Source organism: Bacillus sp. JJ1566, assembly GCF_036962685.1.
GTDB lineage: Bacteria > Bacillota > Bacilli > Bacillales > Bacillaceae_L > Ferdinandcohnia.
This window is the reverse complement of record NZ_JBALOP010000039.1, coordinates 70,537-93,102: the sequence shown is the minus strand read 5'-3', so window position 1 is coordinate 93,102 and position 22,566 is coordinate 70,537. Positions and strand designations below refer to the sequence as shown.

23 protein-coding genes are annotated in these 22,566 nt (G+C 38.9%); 4 read left to right on the top strand and 19 right to left on the bottom strand.

What is annotated here, in order from left to right; genetic code table 11:
• From V7112_RS15420 to V7112_RS15385, 8 genes are all read right to left on the bottom strand, one after another.
• The coding region (locus tag V7112_RS15420) for a hypothetical protein (protein WP_335421340.1) at window positions 1-1,169 on the bottom strand (1,169 nt) is incomplete at its 3' end.
• Window positions 1,170-1,388: 219 nt separating this feature from the next.
• On the bottom strand, window positions 1,389-2,552 hold the full coding sequence (locus V7112_RS15415; protein WP_335421338.1) for an HD-GYP domain-containing protein: 1,164 nt from the start codon (window positions 2,550-2,552) through the stop codon (window positions 1,389-1,391).
• A 313-nt stretch (window positions 2,553-2,865) separates the two neighbouring features.
• Entirely contained in the window at window positions 2,866-3,498 is a 633-nt protein-coding gene (locus V7112_RS15410; RefSeq protein ID WP_335421335.1) for a response regulator transcription factor, read from the bottom strand.
• Window positions 3,491-4,531 carry a sensor histidine kinase gene (locus V7112_RS15405; RefSeq protein WP_335421333.1) on the bottom strand — a complete coding sequence of 347 codons (1,041 nt, stop codon included), beginning with the start codon at window positions 4,529-4,531 and terminating at the stop codon, window positions 3,491-3,493. Before V7112_RS15405 ends, V7112_RS15410 begins: the two co-directional genes overlap by 8 nt.
• Complete coding sequence (gene liaF / locus V7112_RS15400) at window positions 4,528-5,262, bottom strand: cell wall-active antibiotics response protein LiaF (protein ID WP_335421331.1); 735 nt, start codon at window positions 5,260-5,262, stop codon at window positions 4,528-4,530. Before liaF ends, V7112_RS15405 begins: the two co-directional genes overlap by 4 nt.
• A gap of 290 nt (window positions 5,263-5,552) precedes the next feature.
• Entirely contained in the window at window positions 5,553-6,200 is a 648-nt protein-coding gene (locus V7112_RS15395) for a PspA/IM30 family protein (protein ID WP_335421330.1), read from the bottom strand.
• A 50-nt stretch (window positions 6,201-6,250) separates the two neighbouring features.
• A complete protein-coding gene (locus V7112_RS15390; protein ID WP_335421328.1) occupies window positions 6,251-6,598 on the bottom strand; it encodes a flagellar basal body rod protein in 348 nt (115 codons plus the stop codon).
• Window positions 6,599-6,742: 144 nt separating this feature from the next.
• Window positions 6,743-7,330 carry a DNA-3-methyladenine glycosylase gene (locus tag V7112_RS15385; protein WP_335421327.1) on the bottom strand — a complete coding sequence of 196 codons (588 nt, stop codon included), beginning with the start codon at window positions 7,328-7,330 and terminating at the stop codon, window positions 6,743-6,745.
• A 217-nt stretch (window positions 7,331-7,547) separates the two neighbouring features.
• On the opposite strand from V7112_RS15385, the gene V7112_RS15380 reads away from it, so the two are divergent.
• Window positions 7,548-8,594 carry an ATP synthase beta subunit C-terminal domain-containing protein gene (locus tag V7112_RS15380; RefSeq protein WP_335421325.1) on the top strand — a complete coding sequence of 349 codons (1,047 nt, stop codon included), beginning with the start codon at window positions 7,548-7,550 and terminating at the stop codon, window positions 8,592-8,594.
• A gap of 266 nt (window positions 8,595-8,860) precedes the next feature.
• On the opposite strand, the gene V7112_RS15375 is transcribed toward V7112_RS15380, so the two are convergent.
• From V7112_RS15375 to V7112_RS15365, 3 genes are all read right to left on the bottom strand, one after another.
• Window positions 8,861-9,760, bottom strand: coding sequence for a cytochrome c oxidase assembly protein (locus tag V7112_RS15375; RefSeq protein ID WP_335421323.1), 900 nt, complete (start codon window positions 9,758-9,760; stop codon window positions 8,861-8,863).
• Window positions 9,761-9,877: 117 nt separating this feature from the next.
• Window positions 9,878-10,549: a GNAT family N-acetyltransferase gene (locus V7112_RS15370; protein ID WP_335421321.1), complete on the bottom strand. Its 672-nt coding sequence runs from the start codon at window positions 10,547-10,549 to the stop codon at window positions 9,878-9,880.
• Between the two features lie 17 nt (window positions 10,550-10,566).
• On the bottom strand, window positions 10,567-11,424 hold the full coding sequence (locus V7112_RS15365; protein ID WP_335421318.1) for a carbon-nitrogen hydrolase family protein: 858 nt from the start codon (window positions 11,422-11,424) through the stop codon (window positions 10,567-10,569).
• A 269-nt stretch (window positions 11,425-11,693) separates the two neighbouring features.
• Here V7112_RS15365 and V7112_RS15360 point away from each other — a divergent pair, with 269 nt between their 5' ends.
• From V7112_RS15360 to V7112_RS15350, 3 genes are all read left to right on the top strand, one after another.
• Window positions 11,694-12,677 carry a polysaccharide deacetylase family protein gene (locus V7112_RS15360; protein WP_335421316.1) on the top strand — a complete coding sequence of 328 codons (984 nt, stop codon included), beginning with the start codon at window positions 11,694-11,696 and terminating at the stop codon, window positions 12,675-12,677.
• Between the two features lie 100 nt (window positions 12,678-12,777).
• Entirely contained in the window at window positions 12,778-12,972 is a 195-nt protein-coding gene (locus V7112_RS15355) for a YwbE family protein (protein WP_335421313.1), read from the top strand.
• 17 nt (window positions 12,973-12,989) lie between these two features.
• Complete coding sequence (locus tag V7112_RS15350; RefSeq protein ID WP_335421311.1) at window positions 12,990-13,466, top strand: hypothetical protein; 477 nt, start codon at window positions 12,990-12,992, stop codon at window positions 13,464-13,466.
• Between the two features lie 47 nt (window positions 13,467-13,513).
• Here the strand turns inward: V7112_RS15350 and V7112_RS15345 are convergent, their stop codons facing one another.
• From V7112_RS15345 to V7112_RS15310, 8 genes are all read right to left on the bottom strand, one after another.
• Window positions 13,514-14,584, bottom strand: coding sequence for a hypothetical protein (locus V7112_RS15345; RefSeq protein ID WP_335421309.1), 1,071 nt, complete (start codon window positions 14,582-14,584; stop codon window positions 13,514-13,516).
• Complete coding sequence (locus V7112_RS15340) at window positions 14,568-15,092, bottom strand: RNA polymerase sigma factor (RefSeq protein WP_335421344.1); 525 nt, start codon at window positions 15,090-15,092, stop codon at window positions 14,568-14,570. The genes V7112_RS15345 and V7112_RS15340 overlap by 17 nt, the downstream gene beginning before the upstream one ends.
• A gap of 216 nt (window positions 15,093-15,308) precedes the next feature.
• Window positions 15,309-16,034 (bottom strand): pyruvate formate-lyase-activating protein, encoded by a 726-nt coding sequence (gene pflA, locus V7112_RS15335; protein WP_335421307.1) that lies wholly within the window; start codon window positions 16,032-16,034, stop codon window positions 15,309-15,311.
• Between the two features lie 20 nt (window positions 16,035-16,054).
• A complete protein-coding gene (gene pflB / locus V7112_RS15330; protein WP_335421305.1) occupies window positions 16,055-18,283 on the bottom strand; it encodes a formate C-acetyltransferase in 2,229 nt (742 codons plus the stop codon).
• Window positions 18,284-18,880: 597 nt separating this feature from the next.
• Window positions 18,881-19,939 carry an Ldh family oxidoreductase gene (locus tag V7112_RS15325; protein WP_335421303.1) on the bottom strand — a complete coding sequence of 353 codons (1,059 nt, stop codon included), beginning with the start codon at window positions 19,937-19,939 and terminating at the stop codon, window positions 18,881-18,883.
• Between the two features lie 58 nt (window positions 19,940-19,997).
• Entirely contained in the window at window positions 19,998-20,354 is a 357-nt protein-coding gene (locus tag V7112_RS15320) for a Rieske (2Fe-2S) protein (RefSeq protein WP_335421301.1), read from the bottom strand.
• Between the two features lie 20 nt (window positions 20,355-20,374).
• Window positions 20,375-21,463 carry an amidohydrolase family protein gene (locus V7112_RS15315; protein WP_335421300.1) on the bottom strand — a complete coding sequence of 363 codons (1,089 nt, stop codon included), beginning with the start codon at window positions 21,461-21,463 and terminating at the stop codon, window positions 20,375-20,377.
• Entirely contained in the window at window positions 21,460-22,452 is a 993-nt protein-coding gene (locus V7112_RS15310; RefSeq protein ID WP_335421298.1) for an NAD(P)H-quinone oxidoreductase, read from the bottom strand. Before V7112_RS15310 ends, V7112_RS15315 begins: the two co-directional genes overlap by 4 nt.
• Window positions 22,453-22,566: the final 114 nt, after the last annotated feature.

Here is a 22,566-nt window from a genome sequence, read left to right as displayed (position 1 = left end):
CTATAATAGGATTTAGCAAATGAATATAATAATAAACCAATAATGACTAAAATTTGAATCACAAACAGTACTGCATCCCAAAAATACGTATCGGAAAGAGGTCTACTTAAACCAGGTAAAATATTAACAACCATATATAGAAGTTGGGGTAAAAAATAAATAAAAAGTAAACCCAGTGTAATACCAACACCAACTATATAAAAAACGCTGTATGATTTTACTATTTTTTCTTCACCTTGAAAAAGTTCTTTATTCTCCAATTTAGAACGTGAAAAAAAGCTTTTAATCGTATGGTTGCTATTTTCCATTAGATTATAGGAACCTGTCAAATTCTCAAACAAAAAATAAAAATCAGTTTTCATGTAAATACAAGCTTGATACACAATTCTAACAATTACATCAAAAACAACAAGTCCAATTAAACCTGACAATATACTCGATTGAATCGGTATAAATAATTGTAGCAATAGAGCTAAAAAGAGGACAACATTATCAAAAAAGACACCTGCTAAATAAAGAACATTTCTTTGCTTAGAAGACAGTTTCCATGCTAACGAAAGATCTGTTTCAAAAACAATTAAATACAATCGATGTCCGATATCTAATCTTGTAGGTAATCCGAATGACCGAGCTGCCAGTATATGACCAGATTCATGGATCAAAACCGTGACTAAAGAAAGTGCGCCTAAAACTACTATGTTTAATGATAGTAGATCAAACACAAATAAGTCCTTGTAATGCGGAAATAAAGAAGGACGAAAACAAAAAATACCAATATTAAAAATAACTAATAATCCATATAGGAAGTTTGTATACTTATTAAAAAAAATCTTACCTAATTGTGATGGTATCCATTCATACCCTAACCTACTCTTTATTCCTTTTTTATAGGTAATCTCTTCGCCGTCAACTGAATGTACTAGATTTAATTCAAGAAGTTGTTCACCGAAATCAACTAAATCAATCTCTTCATTTGGATAAGCCTTAATCAACTGTTCCTCAATTTCACCTAAACTCAATCCTTTTTGAATTAAATCTAACGCATCAATACAAACTAATGGCATCTCATAGAATTCTTGCGTAATAAGATCTTCTACAATGTAGTGTTTATTATCCTTACGTATTTCAATATCATGTAGAGTTAGTAACGTTTCTTCTGTAAGTTTCAATACATTCACCCTATTGTTTGTGTTGTAAGCAAATTATATCATCTTAAAATTTGTTTTGTAGATAGTAACCAAAAAAAAGGATGCAAACCCGAAAGTAAGCATCCCTTGTCATTATCATGGTGTTCTAGGTGTGAATGGGCACCACCAGCAAGTTGTTTTTAGTTTTTTTAGCTTTCTGATTTTCATATTAACGCCCCCTTTCAAGGTAATATATTAAACTTATAATCTAACATCATGTTTTTTAGTAACTATTTCCCATGATGGAAAAACCTTTTTAAATTTTTCAACAAGATATGGATCAAATTGGGTACCCTGTCCCTCAATTATCCTTTTATATGCTTCTTCAGCAGGAAGGGCACTTCGATAAGACCTCGATGATGTCATTGCATCAAAAGCATCTGCAATTGCAACAATCCTGGCAAGAAACGGTATGTTTTCACCTTTTAAATTGTCTGGATATCCTTTTCCATCCCATCGTTCATGATGGGAACGAATGACACAGATATTTCCCTTTAATCCTTCAATATTTTTAACCGCCTCTTCCCCAACAACCGGATGAGTCTTAATTATCTCAAATTCTTCATTTGTTAGTTTAGAAGGCTTCATCAATATTTGGTCAGGAATATTTACCTTACCGATATCATGAAGTAAACATGCGTAATTAAATGCCATTAATTCTTCATTCGAAAACTGTTTTACTTCTTTTGCTAAAGATAGTGCGTAACTTGCAACTCTTTCACTATGTCCTCTAGTATAAGGATCTTTTAATTCAAGTGCAGCAATTACCCCTTTAACCATTCCTTCAAGCTGTTCATTATACGATGTTTTTACTGCATTTACATATGATCTAAATCTAAATAAGAATATAAGTGCTATTACTAAAAAGACAATAGTTATTAGCATTAAAAAGAATACTTCTGTGGTTTGAAGAATAGCTCCAGTTAATAAATATCTACTTAATGCACCTATTGAAACCACATAAAAGAATCGATTACTCACAAAAATTGGAGAAAACAAAACAATATACATTTCAGCTAAATTACCACTTTTATATTGTGAAGAACTATTGATATAAAATGAAACATCATTCAACACTGAAAGAATGAGATAAGTGATTACCACAATATACTTTACTAAATAATGTTTGTCCTTTTTTCCTAGATAATAGATTACTATAGGAATTATAACCAACATTATTAAATATACAACATATCCAAATTTGCTAGGTAACCCCACAGGTGTATGTGTAATAAACTTTGGATAGATATAGTAATAAAATATATCATAAACTATCATTATTAAGTAAAAAAGGCCTAAAAACCACTTTAACGTACCTTTTTCTTCAGAACTAAGAATAGTAGGTTTGATTTTCATTTTCTGCATCTCTTTTTCTCCATTTTCTCTTATATTTCTATATATATATGCAAAAGTCCTTCTTTTATTACAAAAAAGGTACAAAAGTCACAGACGCAATTCGTCAATTATCGACTTTTTAATTATAAACCATCCGTAGTACAAACTAAATAGTAACTATGGTATAAAAATTTTCCTTAATCGCATAAAATATGGTAATTTCAAAATAGGTCTTTATGCCTATCAAAGTAAAAAAGACTTATCCTCTATTCATATAGTACCAAAAAATAAAAAGCACAGGTAGTGTTCTGTGCTTTTTTGTCGAAATTTATATAATTTTGTCTTATTTTACCAAAGAATGCTTAAACGCATATATGACTGCCTGTGTGCGATCTTGAACCTCTAGTTTACTTAATATGTTGCTTACGTGTACTTTTACTGTTTTTAACGCGATAAATAGTTCATCGGCGATTTCTTGATTTGTTTTTCCATCAGCGATTAGAAGTAAAATTTCCATTTCACGGTTTGTTAGTTCCTCATGGGGAAGAAGCGTATCCTTTTGCCTCATTCGAACCATCATTTTCCCTGTAACCTCTGGCTCTAAAACCGATTGTCCGTGATAGGTTTTCCGAACGGCATCAGCGATTTCACTTGCTTTTGAGGTCTTTAGCATATAGCTTGTTGCCCCTGCTTCGAGAGCTGGATACACCTTCTCATCATCAATAAAGCTTGTTACAATAATAATTTTTGCTTCTGGCCAGCTCTCAATGATTCTCCTTGTGGCTTCAATGCCATCCATTTCCTTCATCACGAGGTCCATTAAAATAATATCTGGTCGAAGCTCTAATGCAAGTTCAACCCCTTTTTTACCGTCGTCTGCTTCTGCAACGACCTCAATATCTGGCTGTGCTGATAAGTAGGAGGAAACCCCTATCCTTACCATTTCATGATCATCGACAAATAGTACTTTAATCATTTTCTCCACCCTCTAACATTGGTACTTTCACTTCAATCCGCGTTCCTTTTTCTTTAAGACTCACAATTCGCATTGTGCCTCCGATTTCAACTGCGCGTTCATACATATTCTGAAGCCCGTAGGAGCCTGTCTTCGCTTGTTCAACGTCAAATCCAATTCCATCATCAACAATACGTAAAATAACAAAATCATCCCTTTTAATTAATAGGACTTCTAACTGATTTGCTTTCGAATGTCGGAGGGTGTTTGAAACTGACTCTTGTAGGATGCGGAATAAGTGGTCCTCTACCCCTTTATCGATTTGAAAGTCTTCAATTTTCTTTTCAATGGTGACTGGTATTTTTTGTGCAAGTTCAATTAGTAGCTCCCCGATTCCTTCCTGAAGCGTTTTACCTTTTAATGCGACAGGACGCAAATGAAGAAGTAGCGCACGCATTTCAAGTTGGGATTGTTGAATCATTTCCTCGACCAGCATAAACTGTTTTGCTTCACGTTCATCCGTACGTGTATTTGACTCGTTAATGGCTGACATCATCATGGATGCAGCAAAAAGCTGTTGACTAACGGAATCATGAAGCTCACGTGCTAAACGGTTACGTTCCTCGGACACAATTTTTTGAATACGCTTTTCTTGGTCCTCTGCTTTTTCATTCGCAAGTTTTTGGGATAGCTTTGTTTGTTCTGCGATATGAGTTTGAACTTTTTTGATTCGCTCCCAAATCGTGGTGAATTCAGCTATTTGGTTTTCAGGAGGTTCTGGAAGCGCCCTCCCCTGTTCAACCTGATAGATTGCGTCAGATACTGAAACTAGTTGTTTTCTCCATAACATTCCTGAGACCACACCAAAAATAAGACCACCTATTAAGCTCAGGCTTATGACAAGAATGATATAGGGTAAATCCATGAGCTCTGTTTGCCAAAGGGCAGCCCAATTCGCTAACGGAAATGCCATAAACACAATGACATGAGCGAGTATAAATAAAAACACCGAGACACAAATACCAACAATCATTTGTCTATTTATGGTACTCATGCTCGTTTCACCTCAAGGTCTCCGACTCCCACTGTTGTAACGATTTTAAGCTTATGTTCGGCGTAATCATATTGTTCAGTCTGATAATGAAGTGTTTGGTTTACCATTTTAGGGTCATGATTTTCAAAAATAGTTGTTGCTCCATATAGGACAGAATGATGAACTTTCACATCAATCTCATATGGAACGAAGATTTGAACATTTCCAATTGCATTTCGAATGAATATAACCGATTCACCCTTAGGAATTACGGTGTAACTTAAATCAATAATTGTATCGCCAATTCCAGATTGAATGTTCACATCATTCCACTCATACACATATTCAGGTGTTTTTTGTTGACCAAAAATATTGTTAAAGAACAATGGTTTACGCTTTACAATCGTTTCCTGTGCGGATGATTTTTGCGCTTCTGATATTTCCGGTTTTATATATTGAGGATTTTTTTTAGATTGAAAAAATTGAATGAGCAAATAAATAAGGACAGCAAGTATTAAAAATTTGACTGTCATCATCCCTAAAACCGTAAGGGCTAAACTAATCCAACCGAACCAAAACAAGATTTTCCCAAAGGTTCGCGGCATTTTTTTACGGCCAATATAAATACATCCAAACGATATGATAAAAGAGAAAAGGATCCCGCCATTAAAAAACGTAATTTCAATAATTAATAAAATAATTCCAAAAAGTAAAAATGCATTAAGTTTGTCTGATTTTATATTATTTAACAAGGTTTGGGTCCTCCCTTCCTAATCAAATGAGCCTTGGCGAATTTGCGCCCGATTTTTTTCGAGCTTGCCTCGAAAAATTTCCTTTTAAAAATCGTGGCATCCGCCGGAGGCTTACTTTATTTAGTCTTGGTTTAAACCTCCATTGAATTATTTAATTTTATTACATTAATTGACCCACTATTGAGGTATGAACCTTCAACTGAATAAAGTTGAATGCATTGATTATTATCCGTAAACTTGGGCTAAGAAGACGTAGATTGTCTACGCCTTCTTAGAATACCATGTTTTCACTATGAAATTGAATGTGTTTCTTCATTTTTTACTTCTTTTTCAAGCTGAGCAATTCTTGCATCAATTGTGTTGCGGTGATAAGAAGAATTTACTTGGTTCTCAAGTCGATCCAGATAAGATTCCATTTCTTCAAAAGTTCTTGATGCTTTATTTGTATATGCATTAGTGTCTAGCACTTGATTCATGCGGTGGTTGGCTCGTGCAATGTTCTCACGTCCCATTAATTCCATACGCTTAATATGCATATCCTTTAGCTTATGTTTCATTTCCTCATATTTTTTCTCAAGCCCAATTAGTTCTACACCTGCATTTTGTAAAGCTTCCTGTAATTTAGCAGCGCGCTCTTCATATGCAGCCTGCTCTTGAACAGCAAAATCATAAAGCTCTGTTTCTCCCGCTTGCTGCGCCACTCCTGCTTGGTATTTACGCTTTTCAGCAAGACCAGCTGCCTCACGATGTTCTCTTGCAAATTGATCCTTAAGGGAGTGCTGACGCTCTACAAGCTTGCGTACCTTTTCCACCTCTGCTTCACATTGACGTAAGTACTGGTTAAGCAATGCGATTGGGTTTTTCTTTTCTTTTTCATCTAAAATGCCGTGAAAATCTGCTAAGATTGTGTCCTTCATACGAGTTAATAAGTTTGCCATTTGTATCATTCTCCTTTTGTTTTTGATGTCGCAGCCTTGAATTTTAGAAATTAATGTTTGTTTAATTCAGCCCATTGTTTTTCAAAGTTAGTGAATGGGTCTGATGATTCAGTAATGACTTGATGCTTTTCTTTTTTCCACTTTTTAATGACAACATAGAGGATGTATGCAGCCACTACGCCTAAAATTGCCGGTACATTTGAAGCGGAAGCTGTTAGTGCGATGACGCCAACAATCGCCCAAAGAACCTTACCTAGTGTTGAATCTGTTTTGATAAACCCTTTAAATGCAAAATACAGAATCGCTAAGCTTATCGCGAGGCCAATCATTGGACCTACATGTGATAAAAGCACAATCGCTGCAATACCTCCAAGAATAAACAATCCGAACTTTTTCATGTTTACTTCCTCCTTTCATGATTCAATCTTATCCTGATTTTCATTTTGCTATAATGAGCCACAGTTATATTTTTCACTAGGACCTGAGGCTTAGAGGAAGTAAGATTTAAATGCAAAAAAGGGCTGCTCGATGTGAGCAAACCCTTATCTTTTGCGGGATACATAGGGATTGTCCGTGACCCAAAATCGCCATGGATAGTCCTTTGCCTCTCCTGTATTTTCGATACCAATTCGTGGTCCAATTGAAATGCTCTCAGGTGTATAGCCTTTTGCTATGTAAATGGGCGGTTCGAAAAATGCTCGGCCATAGTCCTCCATTGAAATCCCTAAAGCTTTTGTTAGTTTTCCAGGGCCGTTTGTTAGGTTTTTGGCGGGCATCTGCCCACGTCGTTCGTACATAAGATTAATTCCTTCTTCAGGCTCAACAGCTCTTATTAAAATAGCTTCCGGCTTGTCGACTTCGTTGCTGACAACATTCACAAGACAATGTGTATGCATCTGATAGGTATAGACATATCCTGGATTGCCGAACATCACCTCTGTTCGCTTCGTCCGTCTGTTTTGGTACGAGTGTGCCGCTCGATCTTCCGGACCTTTATAGGCTTCAGTTTCAACGATGTAGCCAGAAGCGATTCCTTGGTTAGTACGCTTCACAAGCTTGCAGCCAAGCAGTGCTTTGGCAAGTTCTAATGTAGGTTGATGAAAAAATGATTCAGGTAGGATTTCGGTCATGATAGCTCCTTCTCTGTTAGTTTTTAGGCTTAGTATGAGGCTGGGATGGTAGGTGTATTCCCTAGGGGAAAATTGGCTCTATGAGCGTTATTTTGGTTCTATGGGCGTTAACGCCGCCTAACTACCAAACCGTAAAAAAAATTACTCTTTAACGAAATCGCCTATTGCTTTCAAACGTAATTCCATTTACTATAAAAAGTAACAGGAGGTGAAAATTTTGGAAGATATTCGACTTAATGTATCTTTGCTTCGTAGAAGAGTACCAAATTTAACAACCGCAGCACGCTCTGTAGGATTACGCCCAGCCACTGTATCAAATCTGTGTACTGGAAAAATTCCCGTTGGACGTGCGGAGGTGCGCACATTGGTGGCGCTAGCTGATTTGGCAGAATGTAGTTTGGATGAATTATTAATTCGAGGGGAGAAAATCGAAATGATTGAAACTGGGATTAAAACGCTTGATGTCTTTGCTCCATTAGCAAAAGGTGGTACCGTTGGTCTTGTCGCTCGTCCCGGAATGGGGCAGCTTGTAGTCCTATCTGAATTATTTCATCGCCTACGCGGCAATGATTTTGCAACAGTATTGCTTTTACCGGAAGGAGATCATCCGGAAATCAACGATATTCTAGATGAGGTTCAAATCCAGGTTAAAACAATTAAAGAAGCTTACGAAGAAATCGCAAAGCTAGGTAAGACAAAAGAGGTTGCTTTTGCAGCAGACCGCTCCCATGTCATCACTGGCGAAATTCAAACCCTCCAGGAGAAGCTACATTCAATCGGGGTTGATTCTGTCACGACCATCCTTGTTGATTTAAAAGGTGAAGTTGTGGACGAAGATGTACCATTTGGACCACTTGAAACGTTATGGCAATTTGACGCTGACCTCACCGCAAGACATCAATTCCCTGCCGTCAACCCAGTATATTCAACCTCTTCTGTTCTTGAAGGGGCGCACCTAGACCAAACACATTTTACGATTCAACAGCGTGCAAAAAAACTACTACGCCGATACCGTGAGCTACGTTCACTTGTTACTGTGCACGGGCTTGAAAAGCTCCCGGAAACAGAGGTTCAAACCTACAAACGTGGGGAGCGCCTTGAAGCCTATTTGACTCAACCTTTTTATGTAGCCGAAGCTTATACCGGCAAAAAAGGTGAAACAATAAGCTTACAGGATACCCTACAGGACATTCGTAAAATCCTTGATGGCTCCACCGACTCAAACATAGTTTCAGACTTAGCCTATATCGGAAAACTAAGCTAATAAGAAATGCGCAAGCGCCTAGGAAGTGGAACATCGACTAACTACTGCCACGTCCTGTGGCAAACGTCGATGTCAGCACATACTCGAAAATGCTATGCATTTTCTTCGTGCGATGATTATGTTCCCGAAGCCTTTCTTGTCCTATGCAAGTCAGGCATAACACAAGACGAGCGCTGACAGTAGGCCCTTTTTGCCTTCAGAAGCGATTGGCTTGTGACCTCGAGGGGCTAGGCAGCTTGCGCTAGACATGAAGCAAAGGCAGGAAGTCACTTCCTGCCTTTTTTCATAAACAGCCATATTGCACTCAAACCGAAAACGAACGCTTGAGAAATGAATAAAATAATGGCACCATTCTTTTGTTCGCCAATTGGTGGATATGGGAGCAATGTTTCCAACAAATTTGGTGGAATCTCTTCGCCAAGAGGCATGCATAATGCTAACGCCGCAAGCATTTGACTTGTGTCACTATAAACTGAATATAACTCACCATTTGATAGCCATAAATACAGTGTCACTGGCACAAACAGCACAATATTGACCACAATATAGATAAGCTTTTGCTTAAAGGTCATACGGTCTTGCTCTTTAATCGGTCCGATGATTGGCCACCACAACAGTACTGCTGCTAAAATCAACCCAACTAAAAAGAAATAGTTTGTAAAATACCCTGTTCGAATCCAGTCAAACATGGCTGGTACATGGTATCCAATAAACAACCCATGAAATAATACGATTGCAAACACTGGATGGGTTAGAAAACGATATACCCTTTTCACACCATTGTTTTTTATTATTTTTTCAAGCAGGTTTGTCTTCATTCCAATTACAATTAACGGTGCTGAAAGAAGAAGCACAACGACAATCTGAATGATGTGGGCACGAAACAGCATTCGTCCCAATAGGTTCAACGGACTTCCCACAGCAAAAAGAATCAACAGCATACTTCCTGCGAATGCAATTGATTTATACGTTTTGTGATCCTTTGGTGTAGGTAAAAGGAACATATATAAGACAATTAAAATCAAGGTAAAAAAGATGACTCCCCCGTTCCATTGGGAGTGAAAACTGAATCCGTCTAAAATTTGACTAATCACAATATCACCAGCTTTATTGGATATTGGTTTGTTCAGAAGGTTAACCCTTTGAACATACTCTTCTATTTTCATTGTAAATCGTCACGTACCCCATGGAATATGATTTATATCACATGTCGGTTTTCAGACAATTTTCAGACAAAAAAAATCCATATTTAAACCAAAGTGATTTAAATATGGACCTCATGTTTATAATGGAAGTAAGTTTACTGTTTCTCTATCCTTTAACCCATTCACCATTTCATGCCATTCTGCTGGTTTGTTTGGAAGAACGGTGTAATAGGTTGATAAGAAATCAACAACTAATTGGCTTGGAAGCTCATTTACTGTTTCATCGCCAGGCATGAAGCATAAATCAAGTCCCTTCACAACTTCACCGTCATTGTTCCAAGATGGGTGAACATAATCAAAATTAAGACGTTTATAGCCAAGATGAGATAGAACCTCGCGGCGAACGAATGGGTCCATCGGCTTCACTGTCCCAAACTCATAGTGAGCAACTTTGTATGGATCATAGATTTCAGCAAACATTCCGAATAGCTCTTTTCCGTTTGCCCTAGCAAGCTCCTCTAGATCTTTGCTGCGGTTTTGCGCTAGGAAACGACCGATGCCGAAACCTGGTTGACCAATGATTGTAAAATCGGTCATTGCAATATTCCAGTCTGGGTAATAACGGTATTCAGTTGCTCCGATAACCTCGTTCTCATGCACCGCAACGAAAACGCGGATACTAGGATCTTCAAGAGGATCCTTCCAAAGCTCAAAATCCAGAACCTCTTCTTTCGGAAACACATTCTTCATTAATTCATGCATCTTAAAAAACAACGGGTCATTGATGCTAGTTATTCTTTTATAATCCATCACATTCACTCCTTTTTTTACTTCCAATCAGGGTAAAGATCCGTTCTTCGGTCACGCCATGTTGTAACAGAGCCCCGTTCACGCACTTCATAAAGAAGATCTAAATCAAGGTCAGCAGTCACGATCATGTCGTTATTAACTTCGCCCTCAACTAAAATACCCTTTGGTGGAAATGGGATATCATTTGGTGTGATTACCACTGCTTGCCCAAAGTTGGCACGCATAAAATCAACGGTTGGGAGCGAACCAACTGTACCTGTTCCAACAACATATACTTGGTTTTCCACTGCTCTTGCGTGGCTTGTATATCGCACGCGATGGAAGCCGTGACGGTCATCTGTACAAGACGGACAAAAAATCACATCGGCACCCTTTGCTTTTGCAATTCGAACAATTTCCGGAAACTCAATATCATAGCAGGTTAACATGGCAATGCGACCTTTTTCCGTATCAAACACTTGGAAGTCCTCACCAGGTGACATATTCCACTCGTTCACTTCGGTTGGTGTAATATGCAGCTTTGCCTGCTCCCCAACTCTGCCATCTGGATAAAATAAATGAGCCACATTGTTAAGGTGGTTGCCTTTACGGATAACATGTGTTCCGCCAATGATGTGCACGTTATATTGTTTTGCAAGCTTTGAAAAAAGTGATCTGTATTGTTCTGTGAAGTTTGGTAAGTCATCGATTGTCAGGCTTGTGCCGTCCTCGCTACCAATTGATAAAAGCTGTGTTGTAAAAAATTCAGGAAATAAAATAAACTCTGCGTCAAACTCCATTGCTGTTTTTATATAATGCTCACATTGAGCTGCAAATTCGTCAAAGGAACGAATTGTGTGAAGATGATATTGCACGGCTGAAACCCTTAATTTCAATTCGAGATCCCCCTTCAATCTAAATATGTTTATAAGTGGATTATTAACTATTTTCCTGTTAGAAACAAGTAAATTAACCATTTTATATTAGACTATGAGATTCCTATTATCAAAAACCTTTTTTTGCCAATGTTTCTTCTTTCCCACAGCCTTTTGATGTGGTAAGATAGTCCTTGTTATTGTAAAATTGTCGTAATATTATTGAAACCTTTCTGCAACATAAGACGTCATATATAGTGAAGAAAATCACAGCAAAGAAGGTATGCTTAATGGCGAGTACGAGAAAAATGGGGAAGGGCAGCATTGTAAAAATTATTGCGTTGTTTGGTTTTATTGTGTTGTTACTCTTTTATTCTTTTTTTCTACTAAAATCAAAGTTTTTTCTAGAAGCAGATGCATCTGAACCGGTTGTTGAGGTTGTAGCACCTGTTGAAGCTCCAGAAAAAAATGAACCAATAGATGATGACTTAAAAATAGATGACAAACCAAAAATTAATATTGATGAAGCAAAGCCCACTGAGGAAGAACCTTCACCTACATCAGAACCTACAGTCGAACCAGCTCCAGTTACCGTGAATCCAACAACTCCCGAAGTAGATAATGAACAGGTAGTCGATGAAAAACAAGAAGCACCAACGGAAACACCAGTTCCACCATCAAGGGCGGTTTATCTCACATTTGACGATGGTCCTCATAAGGTTTCAAAGGATATCCTTGCTTTACTTGATCAATATAATGCGAAGGCCACTTTTTTTATGTTAGACAACAATATTAAAAATTATCCAGATGCTGTTCAAGAAATGGTTCGTAACGGCCACAGTGTCGGCCTCCATGGCGTGACCCATGATAAAAACAAATTCTATCAATCTTCCGGCTCCGTTGTAGGAGAAATGGACCAAACGCAACAGACGATTTTTGAACTAACTGGTATCGAAACGGATCTCATTCGAACTCCGTTTGGCAGTTCACCATATATGACAGATGGGTACAAGGCTGCAGTTGAGACGGCCGGTTATAAAATGTGGGATTGGAACATCGATAGCCGTGATTGGCATTTTCGAGATAGCCGCTATGTGGATAGTGTAATTGAACAGTTGAATAAGCTGAATGGTGCAAATCAGCCGATAGTGATTTTATTGCACGAACGACCTGAAACACTTGCCCATTTACCAAAGCTATTAGACTACTTAAAACAACAAGGCTACCAATTCAAAGCATTGGATTCCTCCATGCACCCGATCCAATTGTTTTGAACAGATGACCCTCGAGGTTATCTGTTTTTTTTGAAGATAAATATTGAAATATAAGGTAAACTAAATGAATGAATAAATAAGGAATGGAAGGATTTTCGTAATGAATGGGCAAAATCGTGCAGATATAACTCCAGGAATTCAGGTGCAAATCGTGCTAAAGAAAGACCAACGCACTGGTATACTGACAAAAGGAATTGTCAAAGATATTTTAACAAAGTCTAGCTTTCATCCTCATGGGATCAAAGTCCGACTAGAAGATGGTCAGGTTGGGCGAGTAAAAGAAATATTACAATAGGAAATGAGGACAAACATATGTTATCGTTCGAGGAAAAACTTAAAATTATTGAATCATTCTCAGAGCTACAACGCAAGGATGTATCTTTAGGAAGAGTAAACTTCCATTATAACGACAGTGTCTTTGATAAAAAGATTGTCGTTCAGCATCTTCATCCAAATGGTAATGGGTTTGTGTATGCCGGAAACCTTCAAAACTATGATGTAGATGAAAAGGGATTTATGAATATACGGGATTTCTCTGAAGCTGAGTTACGAAAAATTGTGAAGGAATCGATTCAATCCCTCTCCGCTAATTCTCCTCTAGCAAGGGAAAATGCGGTCATCGGCGAAGGGCAGGAGGAACGCTGGGTGAATGATGAGGGACAAACCCTGTTACTTGTCCTTGAGGATGAATGGTGGAACATTTACTCAGGCTTAAATTTAGAAGAAGCTTTTGGCTCCTATGACGACGCCGAAGATTATCTATTTGAAGAAGGTTTTAAACTACAGTAAACCAAATCCAACCTCCTGTTAAAATGAGGTTGGATTTTTTCATTTCATTATTGGATTGGCATAAAAGATACTTTCCAAATTCCGTTTTCGTCTTTTACCATTTGGAAGCCCATGTCGCCATTTTTAGTACGGAATGAAATGTAGCCTTCATTTTCATTCATTTGCTGAAATGTACCTGACCCTAATCCGTAATATGATTTCTTGTAATTTTCAGGGTCTCTTGTTTCTTGATTTTCTTGTTCCCAGTACTCCTTATCCTTTTCCATCGACCACATGACTTGTTCCTCTCTTGTTGTATACAGAGCATAGGATGTTTCTTGATCACCGTCTGCATTAGCTTGGATATAAATCTTCGCGACACTAATTGGTCCGAGATTTCTTAGTGCCTCAGGATCATGGTCGACTTTGAATGCTTCGTATGCTGCCCTCTCCTGCTCATTTAGCTCAAGATCATTTTCGACATCTGGTACAAACTCATCGCGTGGCGAATAAATTTCTGCTTTCCCTTCTTCCAAGTAGTTGACATAGATGTGATGAAGTTTATCCTCATCATTTTGTATATAGGAAAAGACAATTTCCATACTAGGTTCAGCCTGACTCTCTTTAAACGAGTGAGCATCTAATGAACTCACATCAATTCCCTTGTAAAAATCGAGTAGGACCTCAACTTCCTTTTCTGGATTGGCCACAAAAAATACATTTTTCTTAAGGAATTCCTTATCTTCCACATGCAATGCCTCAAAAAAATTAACAACTAGTTTACTCGTTTCTTTTGTTCCTGTTGCCTTAAGCACTGAGTTGTAAAATGGTTGATACGCAGGATTCTCTGCTAATAACATATCAAAATCTGGGTTAACTACATTTGAAGCTTCCTCTATCTCCACCGGCTTCTGCCCTTGTTCTTGATTGCTTGTCACATAGGACACCGTAATGATGGAGAACAACATGATTGCCATTGTTAAGGGGAGCCACATTTTTAGCACTGAATAATTTCTTCGTTTTATTTTATGATTTTCTGTTAGCTTTTCTTTGAGTTCCTTTGCAAAAACAGGGTTCGGTTCAAGGTCAGGACGATTTTTTAAGGGCTGTAACCATTTGTCATCATTTCGATTGTTCATTGAGTCCCCACCCTTCCTCATGTACTTGAACATGCTTTCTCATTTGTTGAATGGCTCTGTGGTAGTCAACGCGCACTTTTCTTTCACTACAGCCCATGATTTCAGCTGTTTCTTTAATTGACAGCTCTTTTAATCCTCGTAAAATAATCACTGTCCGATAGTTTGACTTTAACCTTATGAGTGCCTCCTGCAGCTCTTCCCATTCTTTCTTTTGGATGGCCTTCTTTTCAGGTGTAGCTTCTTCTGATTCTTTTTCATAGATCCAGTCCGGTAGAAATTGAATAAACTTTTGTTTTCGTTTTAGATCAATTGCTGTATGCTTTGCTATTGAGAAAATCCATGTTTTCATTCGTTCAGGATTTTGTAAGCTACCTATGTTTTTGATGACTTTAATAAAGGTTTCTTGTGTGATGTCTTCGGCTTCTTGACGGTTGTTTGTATAAAACAAGGCAAAATGATAAACATCCCGGTAATACATGTCGTAAATTTTTTCTATATCGAATGACATATTCTCCAATACCTCGCCCCCAATCAAGAATAAGTCGTTTCACTGGCATATTTGTTTCAACTTTATAAAAATAATTCCATCCCTTTACATTTCTCAAAAACTTTATATTCTCCTGCAAAAAGAAAAAAAGTATGAAGACGATCTTCATACTCTTTTTGGGACAGAGGGACAGGTCCCCTGTCCCAGGAAAAATATGGGAGGTCGAGGAACCTGTCCCTATGACCCTAATATTCTTTCTGCGTTTTTGACTCGTTCTTCGGTTGGAGGCTCGACATCTTTTAGTTTGTATTCAAGGCCAAGGCTTTCCCATTTGTAAATTCCGAGCTTGTGATACGGAAGAACTTCAACCTTTTCCACATTTTTTAGGGTTCTTATAAACTCTGATAGTTCCGTAAGGTCCTCATCATTATCGCTTATCGTTGGAACTAACACATGCCGAATCCAAACGGGAACATTTTTATCTGATAAATACTGCGCAAAGTCTAAAATATGTTCGTTGCTCAAGCCGGTTAATTCCTTATGCTTCACTGGATCGATTTCCTTTATATCTAGTAAAATCAAATCGGTCAGGGTGAGCAATTCCTCTAAGCGCTCGATGAAATGTGGAGCACGAGTAAAGCATCCGCCAGAGCTATCGATTGTGGTGTGAATCCCAAGCTTCTTGCATTCTTTAAAAAGTTCAATTAAAAAATCGAGCTGGAGCAAGGGCTCACCACCACTAACGGTCACACCGCCTCCTGATGCTTGGAAAAAGGGGAGGTAGGTTTTGATATCATTCATAATCTCCGAAACACTCATTTCCTTCCCCATATTTAATTTCCAAGTATCAGGGTTATGGCAGAACTGGCAACGGAGCAAACACCCCTGAGTGAAAATGACATAACGTAGTCCTGGTCCATCAACTGTTCCACATGTTTCTATGGAATGAATGCGTCCGTTCATGCTTCCCGTCCTCCCTTTAGTTACATACTTTCATGGAATGTTCTATTTATAACATCAATTTGTTGTTCTCTTGTGAGTTTGATAAAATTCACGGCATATCCTGAAACACGAATCGTTAATTGCGGGTAAAGCTCTGGATGTTCCATTGCGTCCATTAATGTTTCGCGATCAAAGACGTTTACATTTAGATGGTGTCCTTTTTTCATTGCATATCCATCAAGTAAGCCTGCAAGGTTACTGATTCTTGCTTCTTCCTCTCTGCCTAAAGCCTTCGGTACAATTGAGAATGTATTAGAGATACCATCTAACGCGTACTCATATGGAAGCTTCGCAACAGAACTTAAGGATGCGAGTGTACCCTTTGTATCGCGGCCATGGAGTGGGTTTGCACCAGGTGCGAATGGCTCCCCAGCTTTACGACCATCAGGTGTGTTCCCTGTCTTTTTCCCGTACACGACATTAGATGTTATTGTTAAAATGGATTGAGTGTGAACAGAGTTGCGATATGTTTTATGTTTTTTGATTTTATTCATAAAACGTTTCACTAGCTCAACCGCGATTTCATCGACTTGATCATCATTATTACCGTATTTCGGGAAATCCCCTTCAATCTCGTAATCTACAACAATGCCATTCTCATCACGAATTGTTTTTACTTTTGCATGCTTGATGGCACTTAGTGAATCTGCAACAACGGATAGACCCGCGATTCCACATGCCATAGTGCGTAGAACTTCACGATCATGAAGCGCCATTTCCAAACGTTCGTAGCTGTATTTATCATGCATATAGTGAATGATGTTTAATGTGTTCACATAAAGGCCAGCAAGCCATTCAAGCATCACATCATACTTTTGAAGGACTTCCTCATAGTCCAAATACTCAGAAGTAATCGGTGCGTAGCTTGGACCCACTTGAATTTTCAGTTTTTCATCGATTCCGCCATTGATTGCGTAGATTAAAGCTTTTGCAAGGTTCGCTCTTGCTCCGAAAAACTGCATTTGTTTTCCGATTGCCATTGCGGATACGCAGCACGCGATACCATAATCGTCACCATACGTTTCTCGCATAATATCATCATTTTCATATTGAATTGAGCTTGTTTTGATAGACATTTTCGCACAATATTTTTTATAGTTTTCAGGTAGTTTCACAGACCAAAGAACAGTTAAGTTTGGCTCTGGTGCTGGTCCAAGATTGTCTAGTGTATGCAAGAAACGGAAAGAGTTTTTTGTAACTAATGGACGGCCATCAAGTGCTACACCGGCTAGTGATTCCGTCACCCAAGTTGGGTCTCCACTAAATAGTTCATTGTAATCCGGTGTTCTCGCAAACTTCACGAGTCGCAGTTTCATTACAAAATGGTCAACAATTTCCTGCGCTTCCTGCTCGGTTAAAACTTCGTTTGCTAGATCTCTTTCAATATAGATATCTAGGAATGTAGACACACGTCCTAGGCTCATTGCAGCTCCATTTTGTTCTTTTATCGCAGCTAAATAGGCAAAATATAGCCATTGAAATGCTTCCTTCGCATTTGTAGCTGGCTCTGAAATATCATAGCCATAGGAAACTGCAAGCTCCTTCAATTCCTGGAGGGCGCGAATTTGCTCGGAAAGCTCTTCCCTGTCACGAATGATGTCATCAGACATCGCGCCATTTCCAGTTTCAAGAAGGTCTTTCTTCTTATCTTCGATTAGACGATCTACGCCATAAAGGGCCAGCCTACGGTAATCGCCAATGATTCTTCCACGTCCATATGCATCAGGCAATCCAGTAATGATTCCTGCTTTTCTAGCAAGTTTCATTTCTGGTGTATAGGCATCGAACACACCTTGGTTATGCGTTTTTCGATACTCGGTAAATATCTTTACAATCTCCTCATCGATTTCAAAGCCGTAAGATTTTGCAGAATCGACCGCCATTCTAATACCACCAAACGGCTGAAGAGAACGTTTAAATGGTTTATCTGTTTGGAAACCAACCACTTTTTCCTTTTCCTGATCAAGGTAACCAGGTCCATGGGAAGTAATGGTAGATACAATTTTTGTATCCATATCAAGCACTCCACCATTTTCACGTTCTTGTTTCGTTAATTCCATGACCTGTTCCCAAAGAACATTCGTGCTTTTAGTTGGTCCTTCTAAAAATGCATCGTCCCCACTATATGGTGTAAAGTTTTCTACTATAAAGTCTCGTACATCGATTTCTTTTTGCCATTTTCCCTCTTTAAAACCAGTCCATGCTTTCATTATCAATGACCTCCATTACAAGGTTTTTACATATGTTTTTGATTAAGTTTCATTTGCTCACTACTGAACAAACTTCCTTACACCATCATCATATAACGAGTTCGGTTTATTGTCATGTGAAATACTTCACAAATTAACAGAGTTACCATTTTAGCCACAATTTCATCAATAATTGGTCAAAAATAATGGGACAGGGAAACCGAACTTGCTCTTCTTTATTAAGAAGATGGCAGCCCCTAGTGAGCGAAGAGCCTCCAAGTTCCTAAAAACAGGAGATTGATCATCCTCCAAAGTTACTGGAGTATCATCAATCTCCTAATTTCAGGAAAGTGGTGTACTTTCATTGCAGCTGGAGTACCCTAACTTCCCTAATTTCCGGAAAGCAATGTACTCCTTGTGCAACTGGAGCATCTCCACTCTCCTAATAACAGGAAAATAGCGACCTTCCAATTCACATCCTTCCCCCTTAAACCAAAAAAGAGCCACAAAAGTGACTCAAAAATTCTGCGAATATTTTAATTTGATAGTTTCAATGTCGTCCATTCTCAATATAAATGTATTATATTATTATAAATGTATTATATTATTATAAATGTATTATATTATTATATTCCCCTCAGTTAAAGGTGCTATATTCATTGAATTAGCCAGTTTTTCCAAGTCCTCAAGTACCCCATCTGATATAGGTATTCCTGATTTTAACCGCTTTTCCTCGACACCAAACTCAATTTCTCCAGGAAGATACAGTTGGGAAACTCCTGGGGCCTTTAGAGCATTTTTCACATATAATCCTAGTGTTTCACTTAAGTCTTTAAATGTGTTCACATCCATGAATGATGAGATATTTATTGCAATCATTAAATGCGATATGCTTTGTTTTTTAGTAGTATCGTACATACTTGGGATCATCTTTGAGAAATCGCCACCTGACAATACTCCAGTTAACAATTCTACCATTAGGGCCAACCCAAATCCTTTCGGTCCTCCTACTGGCAGGATAAACCCTCCATCTAAAACAGACGCTGGGTCAGTTGTTGGAATACCGTTTTTATCAGTACCCCACCCTTCAGGGATTTGGACGCCATTATTTTTAGCAAACAAAACTTTTCCAAGTGCCACATTCGATAAGGCCATGTCTAAAAGGAGAGGATTATTCCCACTTGATGGCGCCGCAATGGCTAGTGGATTGTTCCCCAATACCTTTTCAGCACCCCCAGTAGGAGGCATTAAAGGGGCGGTATTGCTCATGACAATAGCAATCATATCCTTTTGGGCAGCCTTCAATGCATAGTGAGCGGCAATTCCAAAATGGTTCGAATTTTTAACTGAAACGGCAGCAATCCCGTATTCGTTTGCTTTTTCGATAGTCATATCCATAGCTTTTGTTGCAACTACTTGGCCAGCTGAAAAATGTCCGTCAATGACCGCAGTCCCTTTGTTTTCTTTTTCCACAGTGATTTTGGACTCTTTTCTGATGAAACCTTTCTGCATCCGTTCAATATATATAGGTAGCCTCATTAGACCATGACTGTGTATCCCCCTTGAATCCGCTTCTATCATTGTTCTTGTAATTATATCAGCCTCTAGGGAGGGTACCCCCGCAGTCATTAGGACATTGTTCGAAAATTCATTGAGAGTTGATACTTTAAACTCCATATTTTATCCTTCTTTCTTTACAGATTACAAGGGGCAGTAAATAACTTCCCTGCCCTATTTATGCATTAATAAAAACCAAACCATCTTCAACTAATACTTCGTATGTTTTTACTTTAATTTTATCCGGTGCGAAAAGGGATTTGCCTGTCTTAATATCAAACTCCCAACTATGCCAAGGGCATCGTAAGACTTCTTTTTCCTTTTCAAAAATATATTCTCCTACTTCATTTGATGAGCATCCTTTGTCTATCATCCCATCGGAAAGACACGGACCTTTATGAGGGCAAACATCACGTAGAGCATATACTCCTCCATCCTCTGATCGGACAAGGACAATTCCTTTGCCATTTAAAGTAAAAGGATACTTTCCGTTCTTCTCAAGCTCACCTATACTACATACCTGGTATTTCATCATCTTCACCCTTCCTTCTCATCCTATAGCCCATAAAAATTACGAGCGTTCTCAAATAAGATTTTATTCTTAAGTGTTTCAGATACTCCACCTGGTATCGTCCTTTCTGGTGGATCGAAGTCCCAATGAGGATAGTCGGAGGCAAACATAATCATATCTTCTGACCCCATCATATCAATAATATTCATGAATTCCCTTGGGGTTAAATCATCCCATGGCTGTGTGGTGAACCTCATATTATCGCGGAAGTATTCGCTCGGCATTCTCTTAACCCAAGGGGTTTCAGCCCGTAATGCTTTATAAGCAGAATCCATCCTGTGCATCATAAATGGCACCCATTCGAAGCCTCCCTCTACTAAGGCCACCTGAAGCTCTGGGAATTTATCAAACACTCCATTTGTAATAAGGGAGATGGTCTGGGTCATATAAGATTGCGGATGTACAGAGCGCCAAGCCACATAATATCGAAGAAAGTCGCCACCCTGAGCTGTTATTGACGCTGAGAGGTGCATTGCAATCTTCAAACCATGTCTGTTCGCTGCTTCAAAAATTGGATGATACATCGGATCTCCCCAAGCAAAATCAGCTATCGGTAGCATGACTTGAACCATTTGTGGGTGATCGGCGACGCGCTCGATTTCCCTTACAGCCGCGACAGGATCCTGTGGAATAGTGATGCTGCCTAGTAATCGTTTATCCTTTGCTAGCCAATTCTCAATGGTATAGTCGTTATAGGCAGAGGCCCTTGCCGCAGCAAACTCGTACCAGCCTTTTGCTACGCTTGCCTCATAGAACCAACCTGTTAACACCGCATAGGTCATATTGTGTTTATCAAGGAGCTGTTCTTTTAAAAGGTTATAGTCTGAACCTGGTGTGGATCCGTCACTTGGCCTTGTATCCATTCTGTATTTGGTTTCTTTTCTAATTTGATTAAATGGAATGCTTCTTTCAGGAACCCATCCATAATCTCGAATGTATCTTTTCCAATGGTCTGATAGGTATGGAAGAAGATCTTTTGTCGATTTTATCTCATGATGGACATCGGTATCGATGACGCCTCTTAATGTTCTTTTTTCTGTTTTCTCTTTATTCACATCTAATTCGATTTTCACTTCGATTCCCCCTCATTTATTTTTAGAATAATTTTTCCGATATTTTTGTTTTGTTCCATATATAGATGGGCCTCGTTTGCCTGTTCCCAATCGAATATACTATCGATTACAGGTAGTAGCCCTCCATTTTCGAACCGGTTTTCCGCGAATTTTCTGAAAGCATCTGTTAGACGAATTTTGTCATCCATGGTCCGTGATCTAAGCGTGGAGCCAATTAGGGAAACCCTTTTCCTCATCAAGGTACGCAGGTTTAGCTTTTCGATTTCGTAACCGCCCATTCCGCCAATTACAACCCATCTTCCATCCTGAGAGATGGATTCAAGGTTTTCATCCCAATAAGAAGCACCAACAGGATCAAGGATTACATCTACGCCCTTACCACCGGTAATTTCCCTCACCCTCTGAGAAAACGACTCCTCATGGTAATTGATAACGTACTCTGCCCCTAACCTTTGACAAACCTCAAGTTTCTTGCTGCTGCCAGCCGTAGCAATCGGAATGGCCCCTACCTCTCGAGCAAGCTGGATAGCTGCGGTTCCCACCCCGCTTGCTGCTGCGTGAATGAGGACGTAATCACCCTGTTTCATTTTTCCAAGTTCAAATAGATTCAGGTAAGCAGTTAAAAACGCCTCAGGAATAGCTGTCGCTTCCTCAAATGTAAGGCCATCAGGAATTGGAATCGCAAGACCGGCAGGTACCCTTGCCTTTTCTGCATATCCTCCGCCCGGAAGAAGTGCGTATATACGATCACCTTTTTTAATGCCCGACGCATTCTTTCCCGTCTCCTCAACGATTCCCGCAATTTCAAGGCCAAGAATTTCTGACTCACCTAGAGGGGGTGGATATTTCCCCTTCCGCTGCAAGAGATCGGCCCGATTTAAGGCGGTTGCCATCACTCTTACACGCAAATCATCGTCTCCAATAACTGGATCACCATGCTCTCCTATATACAAATCTTTTGTTTCATCCTCAATCAAGATCGCTTTCATACCATCGCCCCTTTCAAACAAATAAAAAAACCCAGCAACAAAGAGATGTCATCTCCTGTTACTGGGTTTTACCTACTTCAAGAGACAGCTTTTAACTATCCCCATAGATAACCA